Below are 20849 nucleotides of genomic sequence, written 5' to 3'. Positions count from 1 at the left end.
GAGGTAGGGGCCCGGGAGGGTGGGGGCGCGAGGTTTGGGTGGGTGGCTGGGCGGCTTGGGCGGGTGCCGGTTGGCGGGGTGCTGGCCGGGGCGGTCTGAGCGGATGGTTGGGCGGGGTTGCGGGGTGGCGGTTTCCAGCGTGGTGGTGGATCGGGCGGTTTGGGTGAGCGGCGGGCGGCTTATGTGGGTGCCGGGTGGCGGGGTGGCTGGCCCAGGCGGTCTGCGCGGATTGCTGGGCGACGTCGCCGGGCGGCGGTCCAGCGTGGTGTGGATCGGGCGGTTTGGGTGGGTGGCTGGGCGGCTTCGGGCGAGTGCCGGTTGGCGGGGTGGCTGGCCGGGGCGGCTTGAGCGGATGGCTGGGCGGGGTTGCGGGGTGGCGGTTTTCAGCGTGGTTGAGGCCAGGGCGGTTGGGTGGGCGGCTTATGCGGGGGTGTCGGTTGGCGGGGTGGCTGGCCCGGGCGGTCTGAGCGGATGGCTGGGCGACGTCGCCGGGTGGCGGTCCAGCGTGGTGTGGATTGGGCGGTTTGGCGGGGCTGGGGTGAGGTGCCCGATGGTGGTTCCAGCGTGGGGCGGGCCGGGCTGGGATTGGGTGGATTGCTGGGCTTGGGATTCCAGCAGGGGTACGCCGCGATCTTGAAAGCAAGCCACCCCGCCAACCGGCGGCGCGCAAGCGGAGGGGACACCCCGCCGAACCGCTCGCCCCACCATCCCCGGGGCCCACCCGCGGCCCCCAACCGGAGCGAACCTCAGAGCTGGTTAGCCCTCTTCGCCATCGCGGACTTCTTGTTGGCGGCCTGGTTGGCGTGGATGACGCCTTTGCTGGCGGCTTTGTCGAGTTTGCGGCTGGCGTCGTGGAGGAGGGTGAGGGCGCGGTCTTTGTCGCCGGCTTCGGCGGCTTCGCGGAACTTGCGGATCGCGGTCTTCACCGAGGACTTGACGGACTTGTTGCGGAGGCGGCGCTTCTCATTTTGCTTGATGCGCTTGATTTGGGACTTGATGTTGGCCACGCGAAGGTCTCCTCGGTGTCGATCGTGGAATGTCGTGCCGCAGCTGTGCTGGCCCCGCGCCCGGCGGACCGGGTGGTGCGGGCTTCCTCCCTGGCGGAATGCCGCACGGCACGACGAGCAAGGATAACAGTGGGTGAGGGGTTACTCGGATGTGGGGCCGTGGAACTCGGGGCGGCGTTTGGCGCGGATGGCGGCGACGCCTTCGGTGAGGTCGGGGCCGGAGAAGCCGAGGAACTCGAGGCCGAGGGAGGCGTCGAAGATCGGGCCGGCGACCCGCAGCCAGTTGTTGAGCGCGTACTTGGTCCAGCGGATGGCGCTCTGCGAGCCGTTGGCGAGGCGGCGGGCCACCTTCAGAGCGGTCTCGTGGAGCTCGTCGGGGGACACGCAGAGGGAGACCAGGCCGATCCGCTCGGCTTCCTCGCCGGACACCGGCTCGCAGGTGAGCAGGTGGTACTTGGCCTTGGCCATGCCGCACAGCAGCGGCCAGACGATGGCGGCGTGGTCGCCCGCGGCGACGCCGAGGCGGGTGTGGCCGTCCATGATCCGGGCGTCGCGGGCGGCGATCGACACGTCGGCGAGGAGGCCGACGACGAGGCCGGCGCCGACGGCGGGGCCTTCGATGGCCGACACGACCGGCTTGGCGCAGTTGATGACGTTGTAGACCAGGTCGCGGGCCTCGCGGAGGACGCGGATCCGCACGGCGAAGTCCGCGGCCATGTCGGCGACCAGGTCGAGGTCGCCGCCGGAGGAGAAGGCGCCACCCGCACCGCGGATGATGGCCACCTTGACGTCCGGGTCGCGGTCGATGGTGGTCCACACCTCGGCGAGGTGACGGTGGCCTTCGTGGCCGACGGCGTTGAGCCGGCCGGGCGCGGACATGGTCACCTCGAGCACCCCGTCGCCGAGGTCGGCGAAGCGCAGGCTCGGGTACGCGGCGGTGTAGTCGTGCACCTGACCATCCTGGCACCGACGGGGTAGCCTGATCTTGCAGTGTCTAGGGTTCCGTCGCCGATCCGGCATGGACCGATCGACAATCAGGGTCGGCGGGTCTGGTCCGAGCGTCACCACCGGTCGCCCGAGGGGCGGCGGCCGGACACCTGACGGTGGAAAAGACCGGAGGGCCTGGCCGGTCGCGCCCGCGGTCGGCGGAGAGGCCCCCATGAACCCGATTGCCGTCGTTTTCGTCGTCGCCGCCGCGGTCGCGCACGCCGGGTGGAACCTGTGCGCCAAGCGGGTGCCTACCGGGGGAGCGGCCTTCGTCTGGCTCTACGGGTCGATGGCCGCGGCGATCACCGTGCCGCTCGCGGTGATCACCGTGCTGGCTTCGGACCAGGTGCCCACCCCGACGTGGGCGCTGGCCATGGGTCTGAGCGGTCTGCTGCACCTGACCTACTTCCTCCTGCTGCAGCGCGGATACGCGGTCGGGGACCTCTCCGTGGTGTACCCGCTGGCCCGGGGATCGGGCCCGATGCTGGCCGTGCTGGCCGCCGTGCTGCTGCTCGGGGAGCGGCCCGGGGTGCTCCCACTGATCGGCGCAGGCCTGGTGGTGGTTGGGATTCTGGTGATCGGCGGCGTCGGCTCCGGGCTCGGCGGTTGGTCGTCGGGCGCGCTGTACGGCCTGGCCACCGGCGCGCTGATCGCGGTGTACACGCTGTGGGATGCCTACGCGGTGACGACGCTGGCGGTGCCGCCCCTTGTGCTGATGGTCGGCTCGGTGCTGTGCGAGTCCGCCCTGCTCGGCCCGCTGGCGTGGGCGCGCAGGGCGCACGTGGCCGGCCTGTGGCGGGCGCACTGGCGAGCCGTGATCGTGATCGCGGTGCTGTCCCCGCTGTCCTACGTGCTGGTGCTGTTCGCGATGCGGCTGGCCCCGGTGAGCATGGTGGCGCCGGCAAGGGAGCTGAGCATCGTCTTCGCCGGCATCGCCGCCTGGCTGGTGCTCGGCGAGCCCGACCCCAAGCGGCGGCTGGCCGGCGCGGTCGTGGTGGTCGCCGGTGTCGCGGCGATCGCGGCCTAGCCGTGCGGCAGGCTGAGGGGATGGAGCTGCTGAGTAGCCGGATCCTGCTGAGGCCGAAGGATCGCGCGCGGTCGCTGGCGTTCTACCGGGACGCGCTCGGGCTCGCGGTGTACCGGGAGTTCCCCGGCGGCACGGTGTTCTTCCTGGGCAACGGGTTTCTCGAGCTGTCCGGGCAGGGCGAGGCGGGGCCGAGCCCGGATGTCGCGCTGTGGCTACAGGTTCGCGACCTCGCGGCCGCCGCGACGCGGCTGGGGGAGCGGGGCGTGCCGGTGCTGCGCGAGCCGCGCCGGGAGCCGTGGGGCCTGCACGAGATGTGGATCTCCGACCCGGACGGCCTGCGCATCGTCGTGGTGGAGATCCCTGAAGATCATCCGCTGCGCCGGGATCAGCGGAGCTAACCGGAAGTCTCGGTTGGACGGTCGGACATCACGTCGAGGTGGCGGTCCACGGCGTCGAGCCGGTCGGCCCAGAGCCGGCGGTAGGGCGCGAGCCAGGCGTCGACCTCGGCGAGCGGCTCGGGACGCAGCTTGTACCAGCGGCGCTGGGCATCCCGCCGCACCGCCACCAGGCCCGCGTCGCGCAACACCTTGAGATGCTTGGACGTTCCGGGCTGGGTCAGGCCGAGCTCGGAGACCAGATCGCCGACCGACCGCGGCTCGTCCCGCAGCAGGTCGAGGATCCGCCGCCGCGTCGGCTCGGCCAGCACGGCAAAGGTCGTCGCCACCCGCCAAATATAACTAGGACGGAATATAAGCCCACAACGCGACGGATAGACATCGGATCTATCAAGCGGCGGGCGTGGGCCGCTGCGACAGGAAACCGTTTGCTTCAATAGATGGAGTATTGACTGCTCCGATCTCTGGGTGCTTATCTAGGCCATGGCGTCCAACGGTCTCACCAGACGACACCTCTTCGGCCGGGCGGCGCTGGCCGCCGGCGGCACGGTGCTCGCCGCGCCCGCGATCCAGACCGTGGCCGAGGCCACCGAGCCGGCCGGTCGCGGTCTGGTCGAGGTCACCCTGACGGTCAACGGCGAGCGAACCCGCATGCACATCGATCCCCGCCTCACGCTGCTGGACACGCTGCGCGAGCGGATGAACCTGACCGGAACCAAGAAGGGCTGCGACCGCGGCCAGTGCGGCGCCTGCACGGTGCACGTTGACGGCCGGCGCGTGGTGTCCTGCCTGACGCTCACGGCCTCGGTCGACGGCAAGGAGATCACCACGATCGAGGGCCTCGCCCCACCCGGCGGCGAGCTGAATCCCGTGCAGCAGGCCTTCATCGAGCAGGACGGCTACCAGTGCGGGTTCTGCACCTCCGGCCAGATCATGTCCGCGGTCGCCGTGCTCCGCGAGGGACGGGCGCGGACCGACGAGGAGGTTCGCGAGGCCATGTCCGGCAACATCTGCCGCTGCGGCGCATACTCCCACATCGTCGAGGCGATCAGGCAGGCCCGGGAGCGCGGGAGGGTGATCTGATGCGCGCCTTCGACTTCGCGGCCGCCAACCACGTCAACCAGGCCATCCGGCTGGCCACAGTGGACTCGGCGTATCTGGCGGGCGGCACCACGCTGGTCGACCTGATGAAGCTCGACGTGCTGACGCCGCGGCAGGTCATCGACATCAACGCCCTGAACCTGCGCGGGATCCGCCTCGACCAGTCGGGTCTGCGGCTCGGTGCGATGGAGCGGATGGCCGACGTGGCGGCGGACGCCGACGTCGGCGCCGAGTACCCGGTGATCGTCCAGGCGCTGCTGCTCAGCGCATCCGGGCAGGTGCGCAACATGGCCAGCATCGGCGGTAACCTGTTGCAGCGCACCAGGTGCGGCTACTTCCGGGACGTCACGACGCCGTGCAACAAGCGGGCGCCGGGCAGCGGCTGCCCGGCTCGGACCGGTGAGAACCGGTCGCACGCGATCCTCGGGACGAGCCCGGCCTGCGTGGCGACGCACGCAAGCGACCTCGCCGTGGCGCTGGTGGCGCTGGACGCGAGGATCCGGCTGCGCGGCCGGGACGGCGAGCGCGTGGTCGACCTGGCCGAGTTCTACCGGCTGCCCGGCACCACCCCGCACGTGGAGAACGACCTGCGGCCGGGCGAGCTGATCACCGAGGTGCTGGTGCCGCGGCTGCCCTGGGCGCGCCGCTCCAGCTACGTGAAGATCCGCGACCGCAGCTCGTTCGAGTTCGCGCTCACCTCGGCCGCGGTCGCCATGGATCTGCGCGGCTCCACCGTCCACAATGTTCGGATCGCCGTCGGCGGGGTGGGCACCAGACCCTGGCGGCTGCCCGCGGTGGAGGCCGCGCTGCGCGGCCGGCCGGCCACCGAGCGGGACTTCACCGAGGCCGCCGCGCTGGCCGCCGAGGGCGCACAACCCTTGGCGCACAACGGCTTCAAGGTGACGCTGGTGCAGCGGACGATCGTCCGTGCGCTGCTCGGCCTTGCGGGTGCGCGATGAGCGGCTCACCGATCGGCCAGCCCGTCGACCGCGTGGACGGACGGATCAAGGTCACCGGCGCCGCGAGGTACGCCGCCGACCACAACGTCGACCAGCTCGCCCACGGCTACCTGGTCACCAGCACCATCGCCCGCGGCACGATCGCCGGCATGGGCACCGACGCCGCGCTGCGGGCCCCGGGCGTGCTCGCGGTCTACACGCCGTTCAACCCGCTGCCGCTGTTCACCTATCCCAGCGAGCAGAACGACGAGGTCCACCCTCCACTGCAGACAACCGAGGTGCGGTACTACGGCCAGGCGATCGGGCTCGTCGTGGCCGAGACGTTCGAGCAGGCCAGGGACGCCGCCGCGCTGATCGACACGAGGTACGACCCGCTACCGGCCCGGACGTCCTTTGTGGACGAGCTGCCGAACGCGACACCGCCGCCGACCGGGGCGCCGGCGGTGGACATCCTGGCCCCGGAATTCCGCACCATCGACGAGGCCTTGGCCGCCAGCGAGGTCACCGTCACCGCGACGTACACCTCGCTGCCGGAGAACCATGCCGCGATGGAGCCGCACGCCACGGTCGCCGCATGGGCCGGCGACTACCTGACGATCTACACGGTGAGCCAGGGGGTGCGGCTGGTGGTGGACCGGCTGGCGACCACCCTCGGTGTGGACAAGGCGAGCATCCACGTGATCAACCCGCACGTGGGTGGCGGGTTCGGCAACAAGTGGGGAATGTGGGCGCAGATGCCGCTGGCCGCGGCGGCCGCAAGGGCGCTACACCGTCCGGTCAAGACGGTGCTCACCCGCGAGCAGGTGTTCACGATCGTCGGCCACCGCCCGCCGACCAGCCAGACCATCGCGCTCGGAGCGCGCAGGGACGGCACGCTGATCGCGATCAAGCACGAGGGCATCTCGAGCAAGTCGGCGTCGAACGGGTTCCGCGAGTCGCCGGCCAACACCTCGCTGAACGTCTACGCCGCGCCCAACATCCACGTCGGCCGGAAGATCGTCACCCTGGACGTGCCGGTCACCACGATCATGCGGGCGCCGTCGGACACCAATGGCGCCTTCGCCCAGGAGAGCGCCCTCGACGAGCTGGCCTTCGAGCTCGGCATCGACCCGCTGGAGATCCGGCTGCGCAACTACGCCACCGTCAAGCCCGACAACCGCAGGCCCTGGTCGAGCAAGCACCTCGACGAGTGCTACCGGCTCGGGGCCGAGCGGTTCGGCTGGTCGCGGCGCAACCCCACGCCGCGGGCGGTCACCGACGGGGACGCCCTGGTCGGCATGGGCATGGCCACCTGCACGTTCAACGCGTCCAGGTCGTCGGCGAGCATCAAGGTCCGGCTCAACGCCGACGGCACGGCCACGGTCGCCGGCACCGGGGCCGATCTGGGCACCGGGCAGTCGACGGTGTTCTCGATCCTCGGCGCGGCCCGGCTCGGCATCCCGGTGCACCGGGTGCAGCCGCAGATAGGCGACTCGGCCACACCGGCCGCGGCCAACGCCGGCGGGTCCAGCTCGACGTCGACCAACGGCCCGGCCGTGCAACTCGCCGCCGATGCCGCCATCGCCGCGCTGCTGGAGTTCGCCGCCACGCACGAGCGCTCCCCGTTCCACGGCATGGACCCCGCCGCGGTGCGCTACGACAGCGGCGACGTGGTGTCCGGCGGGGTGCGGATGAGCTTCGGCTCGCTGCTGACCACATGCGACGTCCCCGCGGTGGAGGCCACCGCGACTTCGCCGCGCAACGAGAACGGCACGGTGGCCTACCGCTCGTTCGGCGCGCACTTCTGCGAGGTCCGGGTGCACCGGCTCACCGGGGAGCCGCGGGTGTCCCGGTGGGTGTCGGTGATCGACGCCGGCACGATCGTCAACGCCAAGGCCGCGCGCAGCCAGATCACCGGCGCCGTGATCATGGGCATCGGCTCGGCGCTGACCGAGGGCATGCGGATGGAGCCGAGCGGCCGGATCGCCAACGCCAACCTGGCCTCGTACCTGGTGCCGGTGAACGCCGACATCCCGCCGATCGACGTGCACTTCCTCGACTACCCGGACAGCACGCTCAGCCCGCTGGGCGCCAGGGGGATCGGCGAACTGGGAATTGTGGGAGTGACCGCGGCGATCGCCGGGGCGGTGCACAACGCGACCGGCAAACGGGTCCGAGACCTGCCGATCACCCTGGAGAAGCTGCTCGACTGAATCCTCATGCGATTGTGCGCGGATGGAGCGCTCGGGTACGTGGACAAAGGCCGGCCGATCGACGGCTCGGTGAGCTGTTCGACGGCTATCTCGATCCGAACCGCCCGCATGCCGGGGCCTACGACGAGATGCTCGCCCCGGACGGTACGATCCGGCCGGCGTACCGGCGGCTGCACGAGTCGCTCGCGACGGCCAGGCCCGCCGACCTGACCGCGCCGTCCGAGGCGCTCGACCGGGCGCTGGTCGACCAGGGCATCACGTTCTCACTGTCCGGTCAGGAGCGGCCGTTCCCGCTCGACCTGGAGGCGCGCGAGGGCGTCTGCCAGGACTACGCGCACCTGACGCTGGCGATGCTGCGCGCGATCGGCGTTCCGTCCCGGTACGTGTCGGGATACCTGCACACCAGGGCCGACGGCCAGGTCGGGGAGACCGTCCGCGGCGAGAGCCACGCCTGGATCGAGGCCTGGACCGGCGGCTGGTGGGGTTTCGACCCGACCAGCGACGTGGAGATCGGCCCGCGGTACATCCGGGTGGCCATGGCCCGCGACTACGCCGACGTCTCGCCGCTCAAGGGCACCTACACCGGCGGCGCGGCGTCGGCCATCGAGGTCTCGGTCGAGGTCACCCGCCTGGCCTGATGGTGAAGCCGGGACCGGGCGGGGTGGCGAAGCCGGTGGGGTGGCTTGGCGGGTAGGGCAGCGGGCCGACCGGGGCGTCCGGCTGTGGCCCGCCGAGGATGGTTCGGGTCAGCGCGCTGCGCTCGTCGAGCAGCTCGTCCAGGGCGGCCCGCAGGGTCGGCTCGTCGAGCCGGACCTCGCCGCCCCTGTCCAGCGAGAGCAGCACCGCGCGGCGCGCCCATTCCCGGATGAACGAGGCCGTGACGCCCGCAGTGGCCTCGATCAGCGGGCCCGGGTCGGGCACATCCAGCGGCACGTCCCGGGTGTAGAGCCGCAGCAGCCGCTCCCGCCCGTCGGCGTCCGGCCGCGGGATCTCGACGGCGAGGTCCACCCGGCCCGGCCGGTCGGTCAGCGCGTGCTCGAGGATCTCCACCCGGTTGGTGGTGAGCAGGAACGTGGTGTCGGTGTCGGCCCCGACCCCGTCGATCTCATTGAGCAACTGGAACAGCAGCGGGTGACCGTCCGGGGAGTAGGACCGGTCCTGGGCGATCAGGTCGACGTCCTCGACGACCAGCACCGACGGCTCGAGTCTCCTCGCGAGCGCCGTGGCGGGGCCGATGAAGCGCAGCGCCGGGCCGGACATGATGATCACGGTGCTGCCGGCCAGCCGGCTCAGCAGGTAGCGCACCGTGTGGGTCTTGCCGGTGCCGGGCGGCCCGTGCAGCAGCAGCCCGCGCTTGAGGTGCTGCCCGGCGGCCCGCAGCGCGGTCGCCCGGGATCCGGCGAGCACCACGTGCCGCTCGATCGTCTGCAGCACGCCGTCCGGCAGGACCACCTGGTCGGCGCCCAGCGTGGGTCGCGGCTGGAAGGCCACCAGCCCGTCGAACACCGCGCTGTAGTTCGCGCGATACTCGCTGAACCCGAACGTGAGGATCTGGCCGCGGAACACGTCGTGCCTGCGCATCAGCCGCACGACCCGCTCCCGCACGGCGCTCGCGGTGTCCCGCTCGGCCGCCAGCACCTGCAGCAGGCAGATCGGCGGCCCGTGCTCGGCCGGGCCGCGCACCGCGAGCACGACCGGGGTCCCGTCCGGCGCCGTGGTCCGGACCAGCCCGAACTGCACGGCCTCCATACTGCGGTCCGGCCCGACCGCCACCGTGGTGTAGTCCACCGCGGCAAGGTCGAACCGGCCGGCTCCGGTCATGGCCAGCATGTCCATCAGGTCGGTGTGCATGCGTGGCACCCCGCCGCTGATGCCGAACCACGTGGCGCCGGGGGAGCGTTCCGCCAGGTAGGCGTCCACGCCGAGCTGCAGGTTGGCGTGCTCCCAGCCGTCCCAGCGCTCAGCCACGTTCGGGATCTGGTTGATCGGGCAGCCGATGTGCTCGGTGATCATGCGCAGCAGCGGCGTGTCGCCGTCCTGCCCGAGCACCCGTTCGGCGGCCTGCAGCACGTCACGCAGCGACCTGGCCAACGTCCGGGCGGTCGCGGCGTCGACGACGGGTTCGGTCACCCTCTCGAGAATGGCACAACCGTCGATTTCACGGCTCCGTAAGGTCCGGGCCTTACCGGCTGGTGAAGGATCGGGGGTCGAAGGGGTCCGACGGCGAGGAGGAAGATCCATGGCACGGGTCCGGCTGGCGGTGGCGGTGGTGTGCGCGGGGGTTGCGCTCGCCGGATGCGGCGCCGCAAACGAAGCGGGGAGCCCACCTCCGGTGCTCCGCTCGACCGCCGTCACGCTGCCGGGGGCCGCGTCGGGATCGGTGACGGCGCCGGTCGCGGCGCCCGTTGCCGAGCAGCTGAGGTTCACCGCGAAGACCGTGGACGGCAAGGACTTCTCCGGCCAGAGCCTGGCCGGCAAGGCGGCCGTGCTGTGGTTCTGGGCGCCGTGGTGCCCGAGGTGTCAGGGCGAGGCCCCGCAGATCGCGGCGGCGGCGCAGGAGACCGCGGGCTCCGTGCAGTTCGTCGGGGTGGCCGCGCGCGACGAGGTGCCCGCCATGCGCGAGTTCGTCGACCGGTTCGGGCTCGGCTCGTTCCCGCACCTCGCCGACACCGACCTCGCGGTGTGGAAGCGGTTCGGCGTCGTCGAGCAGCCCGCGTACGCCTTCGTCAAGGCCGACGGGACGATCGAGACCGTGACCAAGCAGCTGTACCGGGACGACCTGCGCGACAAGGTCCGGGCGCTGGCCGGCTGATGACCGGGGAGCTCACGGTCGCGCTGGTGGCCGGCATGCTCGCGACCGTGAACCCGTGCGGCTTCGCGATGCTGCCCGGCTACCTGGCGCTGGTGGTGAGCGGCGGCGAGGACGGCTCGCGGGCCACCCGGGTCGGGCGGGCGCTGGCCGCCAGCGCGCTGATGACCGCCGGCTTCGTGGCCGTGTTCGGCGTCTTCGGCCTGCTCAGCCTGCCGATCGCCGGCGTGGCGCAGAGATACCTGCCGATCGTCACGATCGTGGTCGGGCTGGCCATGGTGATCGTGGGCATCCTGCTGCTGGCCGGCAGGGAGCCGCTGGTCTTCCTGCCCAAGCTCAAGCGGGGCGCGCCGACCACCCGGGTGACCTCGATGCTCGGCTACGGCGTGGCGTTCGCGGTCGCGTCGCTGTCCTGCACGATCGCCCCGTTTCTGGCGGTGGCCGGCGTCGCGCTGCGCGGCGGTGACCTTCGCTCCGGGCTGTCGGCGTTCGTGGCCTACGCGCTCGGCATGGGTCTGGTGGTGGGTGTGCTGGCCGTCGCGGCCGCGCTGGCCAGCACCGCGGTGGCCGCCGGAATCCGCCGCCTGTTCCCGTACCTCGGCCGGATCGGCGGCGCCCTGCTCGTGGTCACCGGCGCCTACGTCGGCTACTACGGCAGCTACGAGCTGCGCCTCTACCACGCCCAGGGCTCCGCCGAGGATCCCGTGATCGACGGCGCCGCGCGGATCCAGGCCGCGCTGTCCGACCGGCTCGACGCGATCGGGCCGGTCCCGCTGGTCATCGCCCTGGCCGCGCTGGTCGGCGGGGCCGTGCTGGTGCGGCGACGCGTCCGGGCCTGAGGCGCTCATGGGACGATGGGACGGTACCCGCTGATCCCTAGAAGGACCATGAGTGAGCCCCACGTTCGCCGACACGACGTTCACGGCCCCTGAGCTGATCCGCAACTTCTGCATCATCGCCCACATCGACCACGGCAAGTCGACGCTGGCCGACCGGATGCTGCAGCTCACCGGCGTGGTCGAGGAGCGCGACATGCGCGCGCAGTACCTCGACCGGATGGACATCGAGCGCGAGCGCGGCATCACGATCAAGGCGCAGAACGTCCGGCTGCCCTGGCGGGTCGGCGGCCGCGACCACGTGCTGCACATGATCGACACGCCGGGGCACGTCGACTTCACCTACGAGGTGTCGCGCGCGCTCGAGGCGTGCGAGGGGGCGATCCTGCTGGTCGACGCGGCGCAGGGGATCGAGGCGCAGACGCTGGCCAACCTCTACCTCGCGCTGGACAAGGACCTCACGATCATCCCGGTGCTCAACAAGATCGACCTGCCGGCCGCCGACCCGGACAAGTACGCCGCCGAGCTGGCGCACATCATCGGCTGCGAGCCGACCGACGTGCTGCGGGTGTCGGCCAAGACCGGCAAGGGCGTGCGCGAGCTGCTCAACGAGGTGGTGCGCCTGGTGCCGCCGCCGACCGGGGACGCGTCCGCGCCGGCCAGGGCGATGATCTTCGACTCGGTGTACGACACGTACCGCGGAGTGGTCACCTACATCCGCGTGGTGGACGGCCGGATCACCCCGCGGGAACGGATCCGGATGATGTCCACCGGCGCCACGCACGAGCTGCTCGAGGTGGGGATCATCTCGCCGGAGCCGAAGCCGAGCGCCGGGTTGGGCGTCGGCGAGGTCGGCTACCTGATCACCGGGGTGAAGGACGTCCGGCAGTCCCGAGTGGGTGACACCGTGACGTCCGAGCGCAAGGGCGCCACCGAGCCGCTGGCCGGTTACCGCGAGCCGCGCCCGATGGTCTACTCCGGACTGTACCCTGTGGACGGTTCGGACTACCCGGACCTGCGCGAGGCCCTCGACAAGCTGCGGCTCAACGACGCCGCGCTGAGCTACGAGCCGGAGACCTCCTCGGCGCTCGGGTTCGGCTTCCGGTGCGGCTTCCTCGGCCTGCTGCACCTGGAGATCGTGCGCGAGCGGCTGGAGCGCGAGGCCGGGCTGGACCTCATCTCGACCGCCCCCAACGTGGTCTACCGCGTGGTGATGGAGGACGGGACCGAGCACACCGTGACCAACCCCTCGGACTGGCCGACCGGCGGCAAGATCGCCGAGGTGTACGAGCCGATCGTGAAGACCACGGTGATCGCCCCGTCGGACTACATCGGCTCGATCATGGAGCTGTGCCAGAGCCGCCGCGGCCAGCTCGGTGGGATGGACTATCTGTCCACCGATCGGGTGGAGCTGCGCTACACCCTGCCGCTGGCCGAGATTATCTACGACTTCTTCGACGCGCTGAAGTCGCGCACCCGCGGGTACGCGTCGCTGGACTACGAGGAGGCGGGGGAGCAGACCGCCGATCTGGTGAAGGTCGACATCCTGCTGCAGAGCGAGCCGGTCGACGCGTTCAGCGCGATCGTCCACCGCGACGCCGCGTACGGCTACGGCACCCGGATGGCCGCCAAGCTCCGCCAGCTGATTCCCCGCCAGCAGTTCGAGGTCCCCATCCAGGCCGCCGTCGGTTCCCGCGTCATCGCCCGCGAGACGATCCGCGCCCTGCGCAAGGACGTCCTTGCCAAGTGCTACGGCGGCGACATCACCCGCAAGCGCAAGCTCCTTGAGAAGCAGAAGGAAGGCAAGAAGCGCATGAAGATGGTGGGCCGCGTCGAGGTCCCCCAGGAAGCCTTCGTCGCCGCCCTGTCCACCGACGACTCATCCGACAAGGCTAAGAGCAAGAAGTAGTCCACAGGGCACCGACCTGTGGACAGCCGTTCGCGCCGTCCGGCGAAGTCTGCTGGAGTTGGTCCACGACCGAAAGGAGGGCACCATGACAGCCATGACCACCGGCATCCCACATGGCCGCCCATTCACCGTGGACGACCTGGAGGCCATGCCGGATGACGGCAACCGGTACGAGCTCATCGACGGGATGCTCCTCGTGAGCCCGGCGCCGGGAAAGCGGCACCAGAGAACCTTGTTCAAGCTGGCCATCGCCCTGGAAGAGGCCTGCCCTAAGCATCTGCTCGTGTTGCCGGCACCTTTCGCGGTGCGGCCGTCACGTTCCACTGAACTGCAGCCCGATGTGCTGGTTGCGCGCAAGGCGGATCTCACCGAGAAGCTGCTTCCGGTGGCACCGGTACTGGCGGTCGAAGTGTTCTCGCCAAGCAGCGTGATCAACGACCTGAACAACAAGAAGGCCGCATACGAGCGCATGGGCGTCGCCAGCTACTGGGTGGTCGACCCGCAGCAACCAGCCGTGATCGTGTTCGAACTGGACGATTCCGGTTATTACCGGCATGTTGCCGAGGTCAAGGGCGAAGACGCGTTTCAAGCAGAGCGCCCTTTCCCGGTGCGGATCGTGCCGATCGCATTGCTGGATAGTGACGAGTTCTGACATGGGCAACGATCCACTGGAGTCGCTGCGGAAGTTGTGTCTGGCGTTGCCGGAGACGACCGAACGGTTGAGTCATGGGGAGCCGGCGTGGTTCGTGCGGGGGAAGAAGACCTTTGTCATGTATGCCAACCACCATCATGATGATCGGCTGGGGTTCTGGTGCGCGGCGCCGCCGGGAGTGCAGGAGGCGCTGGTCGGGTCGGAGCCGGAGCGGTTCTTCCGGCCACCGTACGTGGGGCACCGGGGGTGGCTCGGGGTGTACCTCGACGTCCCGGTCGACTGGGACGAGATCGCCGAGATCGTCGAGGACGCCTACCGCGTGGTCGCGCCGAAGCGGCTGGTCGCCGAGCTGGACGCGGCCCGCTAGGCCGTTTCGCCCCGGCTGAAGACGATCTTGCCCGCGGTCTCGCCGGCGAGCATCTGGCCGAAGCCCTCCTCGGCGCGCTCCATCGCAAGCTCGGCGCCGATCTGCGGCCGCACGCCGGCGAGGTCGCAGAACCGCAGCAGGTCGGCCAACTCGTCGCGGGTGCCCATGGTGGAGCCTACGACGCGCAGCTGCAGGAAGAACAGCCGCTGCAGGTCGGCGCTCGGGTCGGGGCCGCTGGTGGCGCCGGAGACGACGATGATGCCACCGGGCTTGAGCGCCCGCATCGAGTGGGCCCAGGTGGCGCGGCCGACGGTCTCGAACACGGCGTCCACCCGCTCCGGCAGCCGCTCGCCCGAGGGGAAGGTGGCGTGCGCGCCGAGCCGCTCGGCGAGGGCGCGCTTGTCCTCGGTGCGCCCGGTGACCCAGACCCGCATGCCGGCGGCCCGGCCAAGCTCGATCAGCGCGGTGGACACGCCGCCGGACGCGCCCTGGACCAGCATGGTCTGGCCGGGGCGCAGGCCGGACTTGACGAACAGCATGCGGTACGCGGTCAGCCAGGCCGTGCCCATGCAGGCCGCCTCGGCGAACGTCAGCCCGGCCGGCTTGGGCAGCGCGTTGCGGGCGGGCACCACCACGACGTCGGCGAACGTGCCCTGGTGCTTCTCGGTCAGCAGGGTGCGCCGCGGGTCGAGCGTCTCGTCGCCGCTCCACGCCGGGTCGCCGATGACCGAGTGCAGCACCACCTCGGTGCCGTCGGGAAGCACGCCGGCGCCGTCGCAGCCGAGGATCATCGGGAACTGCTCCGGCTTGATCCCGACCCCGCGCAGCGTCCACAGGTCGTGCATGTTCAGGCTCGCGGCCCGCACCCGCACGGCCACCCACCCGTCGGGCACCTCCGGCTCCGGCCGGTCACCCACCCGCAGCGCGGCCAGCGGGTCGTCCGGGTTCGGCTCTGCGGCGTACACGGCGAACATGCAGCAAACCTATCGACCCCAACCACTCTCCGCCGCCGAGAGTGACCGAGGTCTAGTCTCGACGTCGTGCAGGGGTTGGCGGATTGGTGGAACGGCGTGGAGTTGTGGGTGCTCGGGCTGCCGTTTCCGTTCCAGTTTGCCGTGGTGATGGCCGTACTGCTGCCGGTGTGCGGGCTGGTGGCGTGGCTGATCGACCGGATCGTGGACTACGCCTCGGCCCGGTTCGGCCCCTCCAGCGAGGACGAGCCGCCGCTCGGCTCCCGGTGATCGAGGGTGGGATCCGGTAGGCGGATCACCGCCGCCCTTGTGGGGCTGGTCGTCCTGGTCGTCGTGGGCTGGCTGGTCCGCGAGCAGGTTTTGGCGCAGGGACCGGCCGCGGGCCCGCCGGTGTCGGTGGTCTCGACGGTGCCGGGCGCCGAGTCGGGCATGCCGGTGCGCCCGCTGTCCGCGCTGCCGCCGGAGGCTGCCGCCACGCTGCGGCTGGTCCGGGAGGGCGGTCCGTTTCCCTTCCCGTCGGCCGACGGCGACGTCTTCGCCAACCGGGAGAAACGGTTACCCAGCAAGGAATCCGGCTACTACCGCGAGTACACCGTGCGCACTCCGGGCAGCGCCGACCGCGGCGAGCGACGGCTGATCACCGGAGCCAACCACGAGCTCTACTACACCCACGACCACTACCACACGTTCGTGGTCGTCGATCCGGCGCGCTAGGGAACCCAGTTCGGTGTGCGTTTCTGGGCGAAGGCGAGGATGCCCTCCTGCCCCTCGGCGCTGGCGAAGAAGCCCGCCGACAGGTCGGTCATTGCCGCCAGGTCCTCGGCGAGGCTGGCCGACCGCTCGCGGCGCAGCAGCTGCTTGGTCGCGGCCAGGGCGTTCGGCCCGCCGAGCGCGAGCATGCCGGCGTAGCGGGCGACCTCGGCGTCGAGCCGGTCGGCGGGCACGGCGGAGTTGAGCAGGCCGATCGCCACGGCCCGCCGGGCGTCGAACTTCTCGCCGGTCAGGAACAGCTCGTGCGCCGCGCGGGGAAGCAGCCGGGGGAGCACGGTCACCGAGATCACCGCGGGGACGACGCCGAGACGCACCTCGGTGAACGCGAAGGTGACCTCCTCGGCGGCCACCGCGATGTCGGCCGCCGCCACCAGGCCGACACCACCCGCGCGGGCGGGGCCGGCCAGCTTGGCGATCACCGGCTTGGGGCCGGACCAGATCTGCTCGAGGATCGCCGGGAACTCGTTGACGCCCTGATCGGCCGCCGACGCGCCGCCGGCCTCCTTGAGGTCCATGCCGGCGCAGAACACCGGGCCGGTGTGCGCGAGCACGACCACCCGGACCGCCGGGTCACCCGCCGCGGCGGTCAGGTGATCGTGCAGCTCGCGGCGCAGCTGCCGGGACAGCGCGTTGCGGTTGCCCGGCGAGTCCAGCGTGATCGTCGCGACGCCGCCGTCCACCGTGTAGTGCACGAGCTCGGAAGCCATGAGGGCACCCTACTGACTGTGCTCGTGGTGGTACTTGTGCACGACGGCGTGACCCTTGCCACGGCCGATGAGCCACTTGTTGACCGGCCAGGTCACCACGAACGCGACGGCGAACGCGATGGCCAGGCTTACCCAGAACAGCCAGTTGCCGACGCCGGCCTCCATGGCGCCGGGAATGGCCACGATGATCGCGTTGTCGACGATCTCCATCACGGTGATCGACAGGGTGTCCGCGGCGAGGGCGACGGACAGCGCGGCGCCGAACGCCACGCCGGCCCGCAGCACCGGCCGGATCGTCAGCGAGTAGCCGAACAGGAACGCCAGCGCGATCGACAGGATCACGGTGGGCCACGTCGACCAACCCAGGGAGGTGCCGATCACCATGCCGAGCACCTCGCCGATCGCACAGCCGGTGAGGCAGTGCAGGGTCGCGTTGGCCGCGGTTCGCCAAGGTCCGTTCATGGCCCTAACTATACCCCCGTAGGGTATGTGCACAATCCGAAGCGAGGGTGGTCCGGGTCACACAAGGGCGGAGTTACCTTGCCGCTCAGCGCGCTCGCCTTCGCCGGCGCCGGCGGTGGGCAGAGCGGGCCGCGCGGCTGCTGCGCGACCACGGCGAGGGCACTATGCGTACTGCAGCGTGCTCACGCTGATGCGGGCCTCGTGGTAGCGGTCGAGGACGAGCTCGGCCAGTGCGGGCGCGGCGCCGAGCGGCTCGGCGATCACCACGTCCGGGTCGGCGGCGCGGGCCTTGGCGGCGATCCGGTCGGGCAGCAGGCCGGGCGCGAGGAACCACGAGCCGACCGCTATCCGGCGGGCTCCGCGGGCCCGCAGGCGCCGGATCGCGGTCGCCACGTCCGGCTCGGCGGCCGCCGCGAATGCCGCGATCGCGCCGGCCCAGCCGTGCCTCGCCGCCCACCGTCTGGCCACAGCGGACACCGCGGTGTTGGCCGGCCGGTGCGAGGAGCCGGCCGCGGCGAGCACCACGCCGAGCGCCCCGTCGTCTCGCGGCCCGGTGGCGGCGCGCAGCCGGTGCAGCGCAACGGTTTCCAGCCGGGCGTCGGGTCCGAGCACGTCGGCGACCGACACCGACAGCCGCGGCAACCGGGTGGTCGCCTCGGCGACCATCGCCGGCACGTCCACCCGGGCGTGGTAGGCGTTGCCCAGCAGCAGCGGCGCGACGACGACCTCGCGGTGGCCCTCGGCGTGCAGCGCGGACAGCACGTCGAGCAGCCGCGGCGCGGAAAGATCGAGGAACGCCGCGCGCACGTCGAGCTCGGAATGCTTGGCGCGCACCACGTCCAGCAGCCCGGCGATCGCCCGCGCCGAGCGGGGATCGCGGCTGCCGTGCGCGACGGCGACGAGCGGAGGAGGCGCCATCACAGCGCTCCGGCCAGCCCGCGGGCGTGCAGCACGGCGCGCTCGAGCGGGCGGAACACCAGCAGCTCGATCCCGACCCCGACGAAGAAGATGAGCAGGATGGCGGCCATGACCATGGACATGTCGTTGAGCGAGCTTCCGTTGTGCAGGAACTGACCCAGCCCGGCGCCCAGCTGCGGGGACTGCGCGATCAGCTCGGCGGCCATGAGCGAGCGCCAGGAGAACGCCCAGCCCTGCTTGAGCCCGGCCAGGAAACCGGGCAGCGCGGCGGGCAGCAGGATGTGCCGCACGCCGGCGACCCGGCCGGCGCCGAGCACCTTGCCCACCCGCGGCAGGATCGGCGGGATCTGGTCGATGCCGGCCACAAGGCCGTTGGCGATCGACGGGACGGCGCCGAGCAGCACGACGAAGTAGACGGCCGGGTCGGTGAGCCCGAACCAGAGGATCGCCGCGGGCACCCAGGCCACCGACGGCAGGCTCTGCAGCCCGGAGACCAGTGGCCCGATCCCGCGGCGGAACACCTTCACGTTGGCGATGAGCAGCCCCAGCGGCACGGCCACGGCCAGCGCGATCAGAAACCCGATCACCGCGCGGTGCACCGAGACCCAGAGGAACCCGGCGATCTCGCCGTTGGGGATGCGCTCGGCGATCTGCGCCCAGACGTCCCGCGGCGCCGGCAGCTGGTACTCGGGCCAGATGGCCAGCGCCCACAGCACCTGCCACACCACGATCAGCAGGGCGATGGCCACCAGCGGCGGCAGCGCGCGGCGGGCGAAGCCGCGCACCCGGGCGCGGCCGGTGCGGGCATGTGCGGCCGGGATGTCCAGGGCATCGAGGCCGGCGCCGACCGCGGCATCGGTCTCGGGTTCGGGTTTCACCTCGCGCAGAATGCTGTCAGGCCGCGGCATGGGTGCTGATCACCTCACGCAGCCGGGCGTTGACCGCCTCGACCGCGGTCAGCTCCTCCGGCCCGGTCAGCCCGTCGACGTCCCACTGCTCGACGACCCGCCCCGGCCGCGACGACATCAGCACCACCCGCTGTCCAAGCCGGATCGCCTCGCGGACGTCGTGGGTGACGAACAGGACCGCGGTGCCGGTCGCCCGCCAGATCCGCAGCAGCTCGGCCTGCAGCACGTCCCGCGTGATCGCGTCGAGGGCCGAGAACGGCTCGTCCATCAGCAGCAGCGGCGTGCTGTCCGATGTGGACTGATGAAGGGCCGACGCCAGCGCGCGGGCCAGCGCGACCCGCTGGCGCATCCCGCCGGACAGCTCGTGCGGCCGCTTGTCACCGACACCCTCCAGCCGGACCAGCGAGAGCAGCTCCTCGGTGCGGGCGCGGCGCGCCGATCGCGGCACCCCGGCAAGGCGCAGCGCGAGCTCGACGTTGCGGGCCGCGGTCAGCCACGGCATCAGGGCGGCCTCCTGGAACATCACCGCCGGCCGCGCGGTGTTCAGCTCGATGACGCCCTCGGTCGGTTTGTCCAGGCCCGCCACCAGGTTCAGCACGGTGGTCTTGCCGCAGCCGGACGCGCCGACGAGGCAGACGAACTCGCCGGGCGCGACCTCGAGATCGACCTCCTCCAGCGCGACGACCGCGCGGCGCCCGTGCCCGAAGGTCTTGCCCACCCCGGCCAGCCGCACGGCATGCTCGGTGACAACCGGTTCGGCATAAGTCTCAAGCGCGGCGGTCATGTCGTCTGCCTCCTCGCTACCTACTTCTTGTCCAGACCGGACGGGTCCACTTCGGACTTTCCGAGCTGTCGCAGCACGGTGTTGAGCGCGGCCAGGTCGGCGTACCCGGCGACGTCGGCCGCCTCCTTGGTCACGCCCGCGGTGACCGCGTCCCTGGCCAGCTGCGGGAACGTGCCGGCGATCGGGTCGAGGGTCAGCTCGATGTTGGCCCACGCCCGTTCGATGACCGGCTTGCCGAGCTCCTTGCCGGTGAGCTCCTTGAGCTGCTTGTTCACCGCCGCCTGGGCGTCGGACCTGGCGCTGCCGGCCAGGTCGATCGCGTTCACCAGCCCGCGCAGCAACGACTGCACGGTCTGCGGGTGGTCGCGCAGGTACTGGGTGCGCACGATCAGCACGGTGGTCGGGAACTTGCCGTTGGGCCACAGCTGTTTCTCGTCCACCAGCACCTTGGCGCCGGCCTCCAGCACCAGCCGCGACGACCAGGGCTCCGGCAGCCAGGCCGCCTGCACGTCGCCCTTCTTGAACGCGTCGAGGGTCTGCGCGTTCTCCAGGTTGGTGACCTGGACCTCGCCGGCCAACCCCTTGTCCTTGAGCCACTTCTTCAGCGACACATCCTGGGTGTTGCCCAGCTGCGGGGTCACCACGGTCTTGCCGACCAGGTCCTGCGGTGTGCCGATGTCCGACCGGACGACGAGCTGCGCGCCGCCCGCGGTGGCCCCGGCGATCAGCCGCACGGCCTCGCCGTTGGACTTGGCGTAGGCGTTGATCGCCGGACCCGAGCCGATGAACCCGGCGTCGAGCGACCCGCCGAGCAGCGCGTTGACCTCCTCGGGACCGGCGTTGAACTTCGTCGGCGTGAGCCTGGTGCCGCCGAGCTCCTTGGCGAACAGCCCCTTCTCCAGCCCGATCAGCGCGGCCGCGTGGGTGACGTTGGGGAAGTAGCCCAGCCGCAGCTCGGCCGCCGGACCCTTGTCCACCGCCGGCGCGGTGTCGTCGCCGCCCCGGTCAACCCGGGAGCAGGCGCCGAGCGTCGCCAGCACGGCGGCGGCAACCGCGGCGGTCAGGATGCGTCGGGTCTGCACGGGTC

24 protein-coding genes are annotated in these 20849 nt (G+C 71.4%); 13 read left to right on the top strand and 11 right to left on the bottom strand.

Features of this window, described 5'->3' with window-relative positions; all coding sequences use genetic code 11:
* Positions 1-746: 746 nt before the first annotated feature.
* Both rpsT and VGX25_RS22835 read right to left on the bottom strand, forming a co-directional pair.
* Entirely contained in the window at positions 747-1007 is a 261-nt protein-coding gene (rpsT, locus tag VGX25_RS22840; protein ID WP_326919917.1) for a 30S ribosomal protein S20, read from the bottom strand.
* 141 nt (positions 1008-1148) lie between these two features.
* The gene (locus tag VGX25_RS22835; protein WP_326919916.1) at positions 1149-1958 is read right to left on the bottom strand and encodes an enoyl-CoA hydratase/isomerase family protein; all 810 of its coding nucleotides are present in this window, start codon (positions 1956-1958) and stop codon (positions 1149-1151) included.
* Positions 1959-2166: 208 nt separating this feature from the next.
* Here VGX25_RS22835 and VGX25_RS22830 point away from each other — a divergent pair, with 208 nt between their 5' ends.
* Positions 2167-3021: an EamA family transporter gene (locus VGX25_RS22830; protein WP_326919915.1), complete on the top strand. Its 855-nt coding sequence runs from the start codon at positions 2167-2169 to the stop codon at positions 3019-3021.
* 20 nt (positions 3022-3041) lie between these two features.
* Entirely contained in the window at positions 3042-3419 is a 378-nt protein-coding gene (locus VGX25_RS22825) for a VOC family protein (RefSeq protein WP_326919914.1), read from the top strand.
* Here VGX25_RS22825 and VGX25_RS22820 read toward each other — a convergent pair.
* Positions 3416-3745, bottom strand: coding sequence for a metalloregulator ArsR/SmtB family transcription factor (locus VGX25_RS22820; RefSeq protein ID WP_326919913.1), 330 nt, complete (start codon positions 3743-3745; stop codon positions 3416-3418). The two genes, VGX25_RS22825 and VGX25_RS22820, sit on opposite strands and share 4 nt — an antisense overlap.
* Positions 3746-3899: 154 nt before the next feature.
* Between VGX25_RS22820 and VGX25_RS22815 the strand changes: the two genes are divergently transcribed.
* From VGX25_RS22815 to VGX25_RS35745, 4 genes are read left to right on the top strand one after another with little or no spacing between them, the layout of a single operon-like run.
* A complete protein-coding gene (locus tag VGX25_RS22815) occupies positions 3900-4499 on the top strand; it encodes a (2Fe-2S)-binding protein (RefSeq protein WP_326919912.1) in 600 nt (199 codons plus the stop codon).
* On the top strand, positions 4499-5476 hold the full coding sequence (locus VGX25_RS22810; protein WP_326919911.1) for a xanthine dehydrogenase family protein subunit M: 978 nt from the start codon (positions 4499-4501) through the stop codon (positions 5474-5476). The genes VGX25_RS22815 and VGX25_RS22810 overlap by 1 nt, the downstream gene beginning before the upstream one ends.
* Positions 5473-7668 (top strand): xanthine dehydrogenase family protein molybdopterin-binding subunit, encoded by a 2196-nt coding sequence (locus VGX25_RS22805; protein ID WP_326919910.1) that lies wholly within the window; start codon positions 5473-5475, stop codon positions 7666-7668. The genes VGX25_RS22810 and VGX25_RS22805 overlap by 4 nt, the downstream gene beginning before the upstream one ends.
* 11 nt (positions 7669-7679) lie before the next feature.
* Complete coding sequence (locus tag VGX25_RS35745) at positions 7680-8306, top strand: transglutaminase-like domain-containing protein (RefSeq protein WP_414635920.1); 627 nt, start codon at positions 7680-7682, stop codon at positions 8304-8306.
* Here VGX25_RS35745 and VGX25_RS22790 read toward each other — a convergent pair.
* The gene (locus VGX25_RS22790) at positions 8290-9798 is read right to left on the bottom strand and encodes an ATP-binding protein (protein ID WP_326919909.1); all 1509 of its coding nucleotides are present in this window, start codon (positions 9796-9798) and stop codon (positions 8290-8292) included. The two genes, VGX25_RS35745 and VGX25_RS22790, sit on opposite strands and share 17 nt — an antisense overlap.
* 109 nt (positions 9799-9907) lie before the next feature.
* On the opposite strand from VGX25_RS22790, the gene VGX25_RS22785 reads away from it, so the two are divergent.
* From VGX25_RS22785 to VGX25_RS22765, 5 genes are all read left to right on the top strand, one after another.
* Positions 9908-10480, top strand: coding sequence for a redoxin domain-containing protein (locus tag VGX25_RS22785; RefSeq protein ID WP_326919908.1), 573 nt, complete (start codon positions 9908-9910; stop codon positions 10478-10480).
* Positions 10480-11316 (top strand): cytochrome c biogenesis CcdA family protein, encoded by an 837-nt coding sequence (locus VGX25_RS22780; RefSeq protein ID WP_326919907.1) that lies wholly within the window; start codon positions 10480-10482, stop codon positions 11314-11316. Before VGX25_RS22785 ends, VGX25_RS22780 begins: the two co-directional genes overlap by 1 nt.
* 52 nt (positions 11317-11368) lie before the next feature.
* Positions 11369-13222: a translation elongation factor 4 gene (gene lepA / locus VGX25_RS22775; protein ID WP_326919906.1), complete on the top strand. Its 1854-nt coding sequence runs from the start codon at positions 11369-11371 to the stop codon at positions 13220-13222.
* Positions 13223-13307: 85 nt separating this feature from the next.
* Positions 13308-13874: a Uma2 family endonuclease gene (locus VGX25_RS22770; protein ID WP_326919905.1), complete on the top strand. Its 567-nt coding sequence runs from the start codon at positions 13308-13310 to the stop codon at positions 13872-13874.
* 1 nt (position 13875) lies between these two features.
* On the top strand, positions 13876-14241 hold the full coding sequence (locus tag VGX25_RS22765) for an MmcQ/YjbR family DNA-binding protein (RefSeq protein WP_326919904.1): 366 nt from the start codon (positions 13876-13878) through the stop codon (positions 14239-14241).
* Here VGX25_RS22765 and VGX25_RS22760 read toward each other — a convergent pair.
* Positions 14238-15215, bottom strand: a complete 978-nt coding sequence (locus tag VGX25_RS22760; RefSeq protein ID WP_326919903.1) for a zinc-binding dehydrogenase — start codon at positions 15213-15215, stop codon at positions 14238-14240. The genes VGX25_RS22765 and VGX25_RS22760 overlap by 4 nt on opposite strands.
* Positions 15216-15281: 66 nt before the next feature.
* Here VGX25_RS22760 and VGX25_RS22755 point away from each other — a divergent pair, with 66 nt between their 5' ends.
* Positions 15282-15482 (top strand): hypothetical protein, encoded by a 201-nt coding sequence (locus tag VGX25_RS22755; RefSeq protein ID WP_326919902.1) that lies wholly within the window; start codon positions 15282-15284, stop codon positions 15480-15482.
* Positions 15483-15488: 6 nt separating this feature from the next.
* Entirely contained in the window at positions 15489-15926 is a 438-nt protein-coding gene (locus VGX25_RS22750) for a ribonuclease domain-containing protein (protein ID WP_326919901.1), read from the top strand.
* On the opposite strand, the gene VGX25_RS22745 is transcribed toward VGX25_RS22750, so the two are convergent.
* The 6 genes from VGX25_RS22745 to VGX25_RS22720 form a co-directional block, all read right to left on the bottom strand.
* The gene (locus tag VGX25_RS22745; protein ID WP_326919900.1) at positions 15923-16690 is read right to left on the bottom strand and encodes an enoyl-CoA hydratase family protein; all 768 of its coding nucleotides are present in this window, start codon (positions 16688-16690) and stop codon (positions 15923-15925) included. The two genes, VGX25_RS22750 and VGX25_RS22745, sit on opposite strands and share 4 nt — an antisense overlap.
* Positions 16691-16699: 9 nt before the next feature.
* A complete protein-coding gene (locus VGX25_RS22740; RefSeq protein WP_326919899.1) occupies positions 16700-17152 on the bottom strand; it encodes a DUF4396 domain-containing protein in 453 nt (150 codons plus the stop codon).
* A 162-nt stretch (positions 17153-17314) separates the two neighbouring features.
* Positions 17315-18070: a sirohydrochlorin chelatase gene (locus tag VGX25_RS22735; RefSeq protein WP_326919898.1), complete on the bottom strand. Its 756-nt coding sequence runs from the start codon at positions 18068-18070 to the stop codon at positions 17315-17317.
* A complete protein-coding gene (locus VGX25_RS22730; RefSeq protein ID WP_326919897.1) occupies positions 18070-18978 on the bottom strand; it encodes an ABC transporter permease in 909 nt (302 codons plus the stop codon). The genes VGX25_RS22735 and VGX25_RS22730 overlap by 1 nt, the downstream gene beginning before the upstream one ends.
* Positions 18965-19762 (bottom strand): ABC transporter ATP-binding protein, encoded by a 798-nt coding sequence (locus VGX25_RS22725; RefSeq protein ID WP_326919896.1) that lies wholly within the window; start codon positions 19760-19762, stop codon positions 18965-18967. Before VGX25_RS22725 ends, VGX25_RS22730 begins: the two co-directional genes overlap by 14 nt.
* Before the next feature lie 20 nt (positions 19763-19782).
* Positions 19783-20844 carry an ABC transporter substrate-binding protein gene (locus VGX25_RS22720; RefSeq protein WP_326919895.1) on the bottom strand — a complete coding sequence of 354 codons (1062 nt, stop codon included), beginning with the start codon at positions 20842-20844 and terminating at the stop codon, positions 19783-19785.
* Positions 20845-20849: the final 5 nt, after the last annotated feature.

The organism is Actinophytocola sp. (assembly GCF_035942955.1).
In the GTDB taxonomy this organism is placed as follows: Bacteria; Actinomycetota; Actinomycetes; order Mycobacteriales; family Pseudonocardiaceae; genus DASYTH01.
The sequence above is the reverse complement of the archived record's forward strand: the minus strand, read 5'-3'. Positions and strand labels throughout refer to the sequence as shown.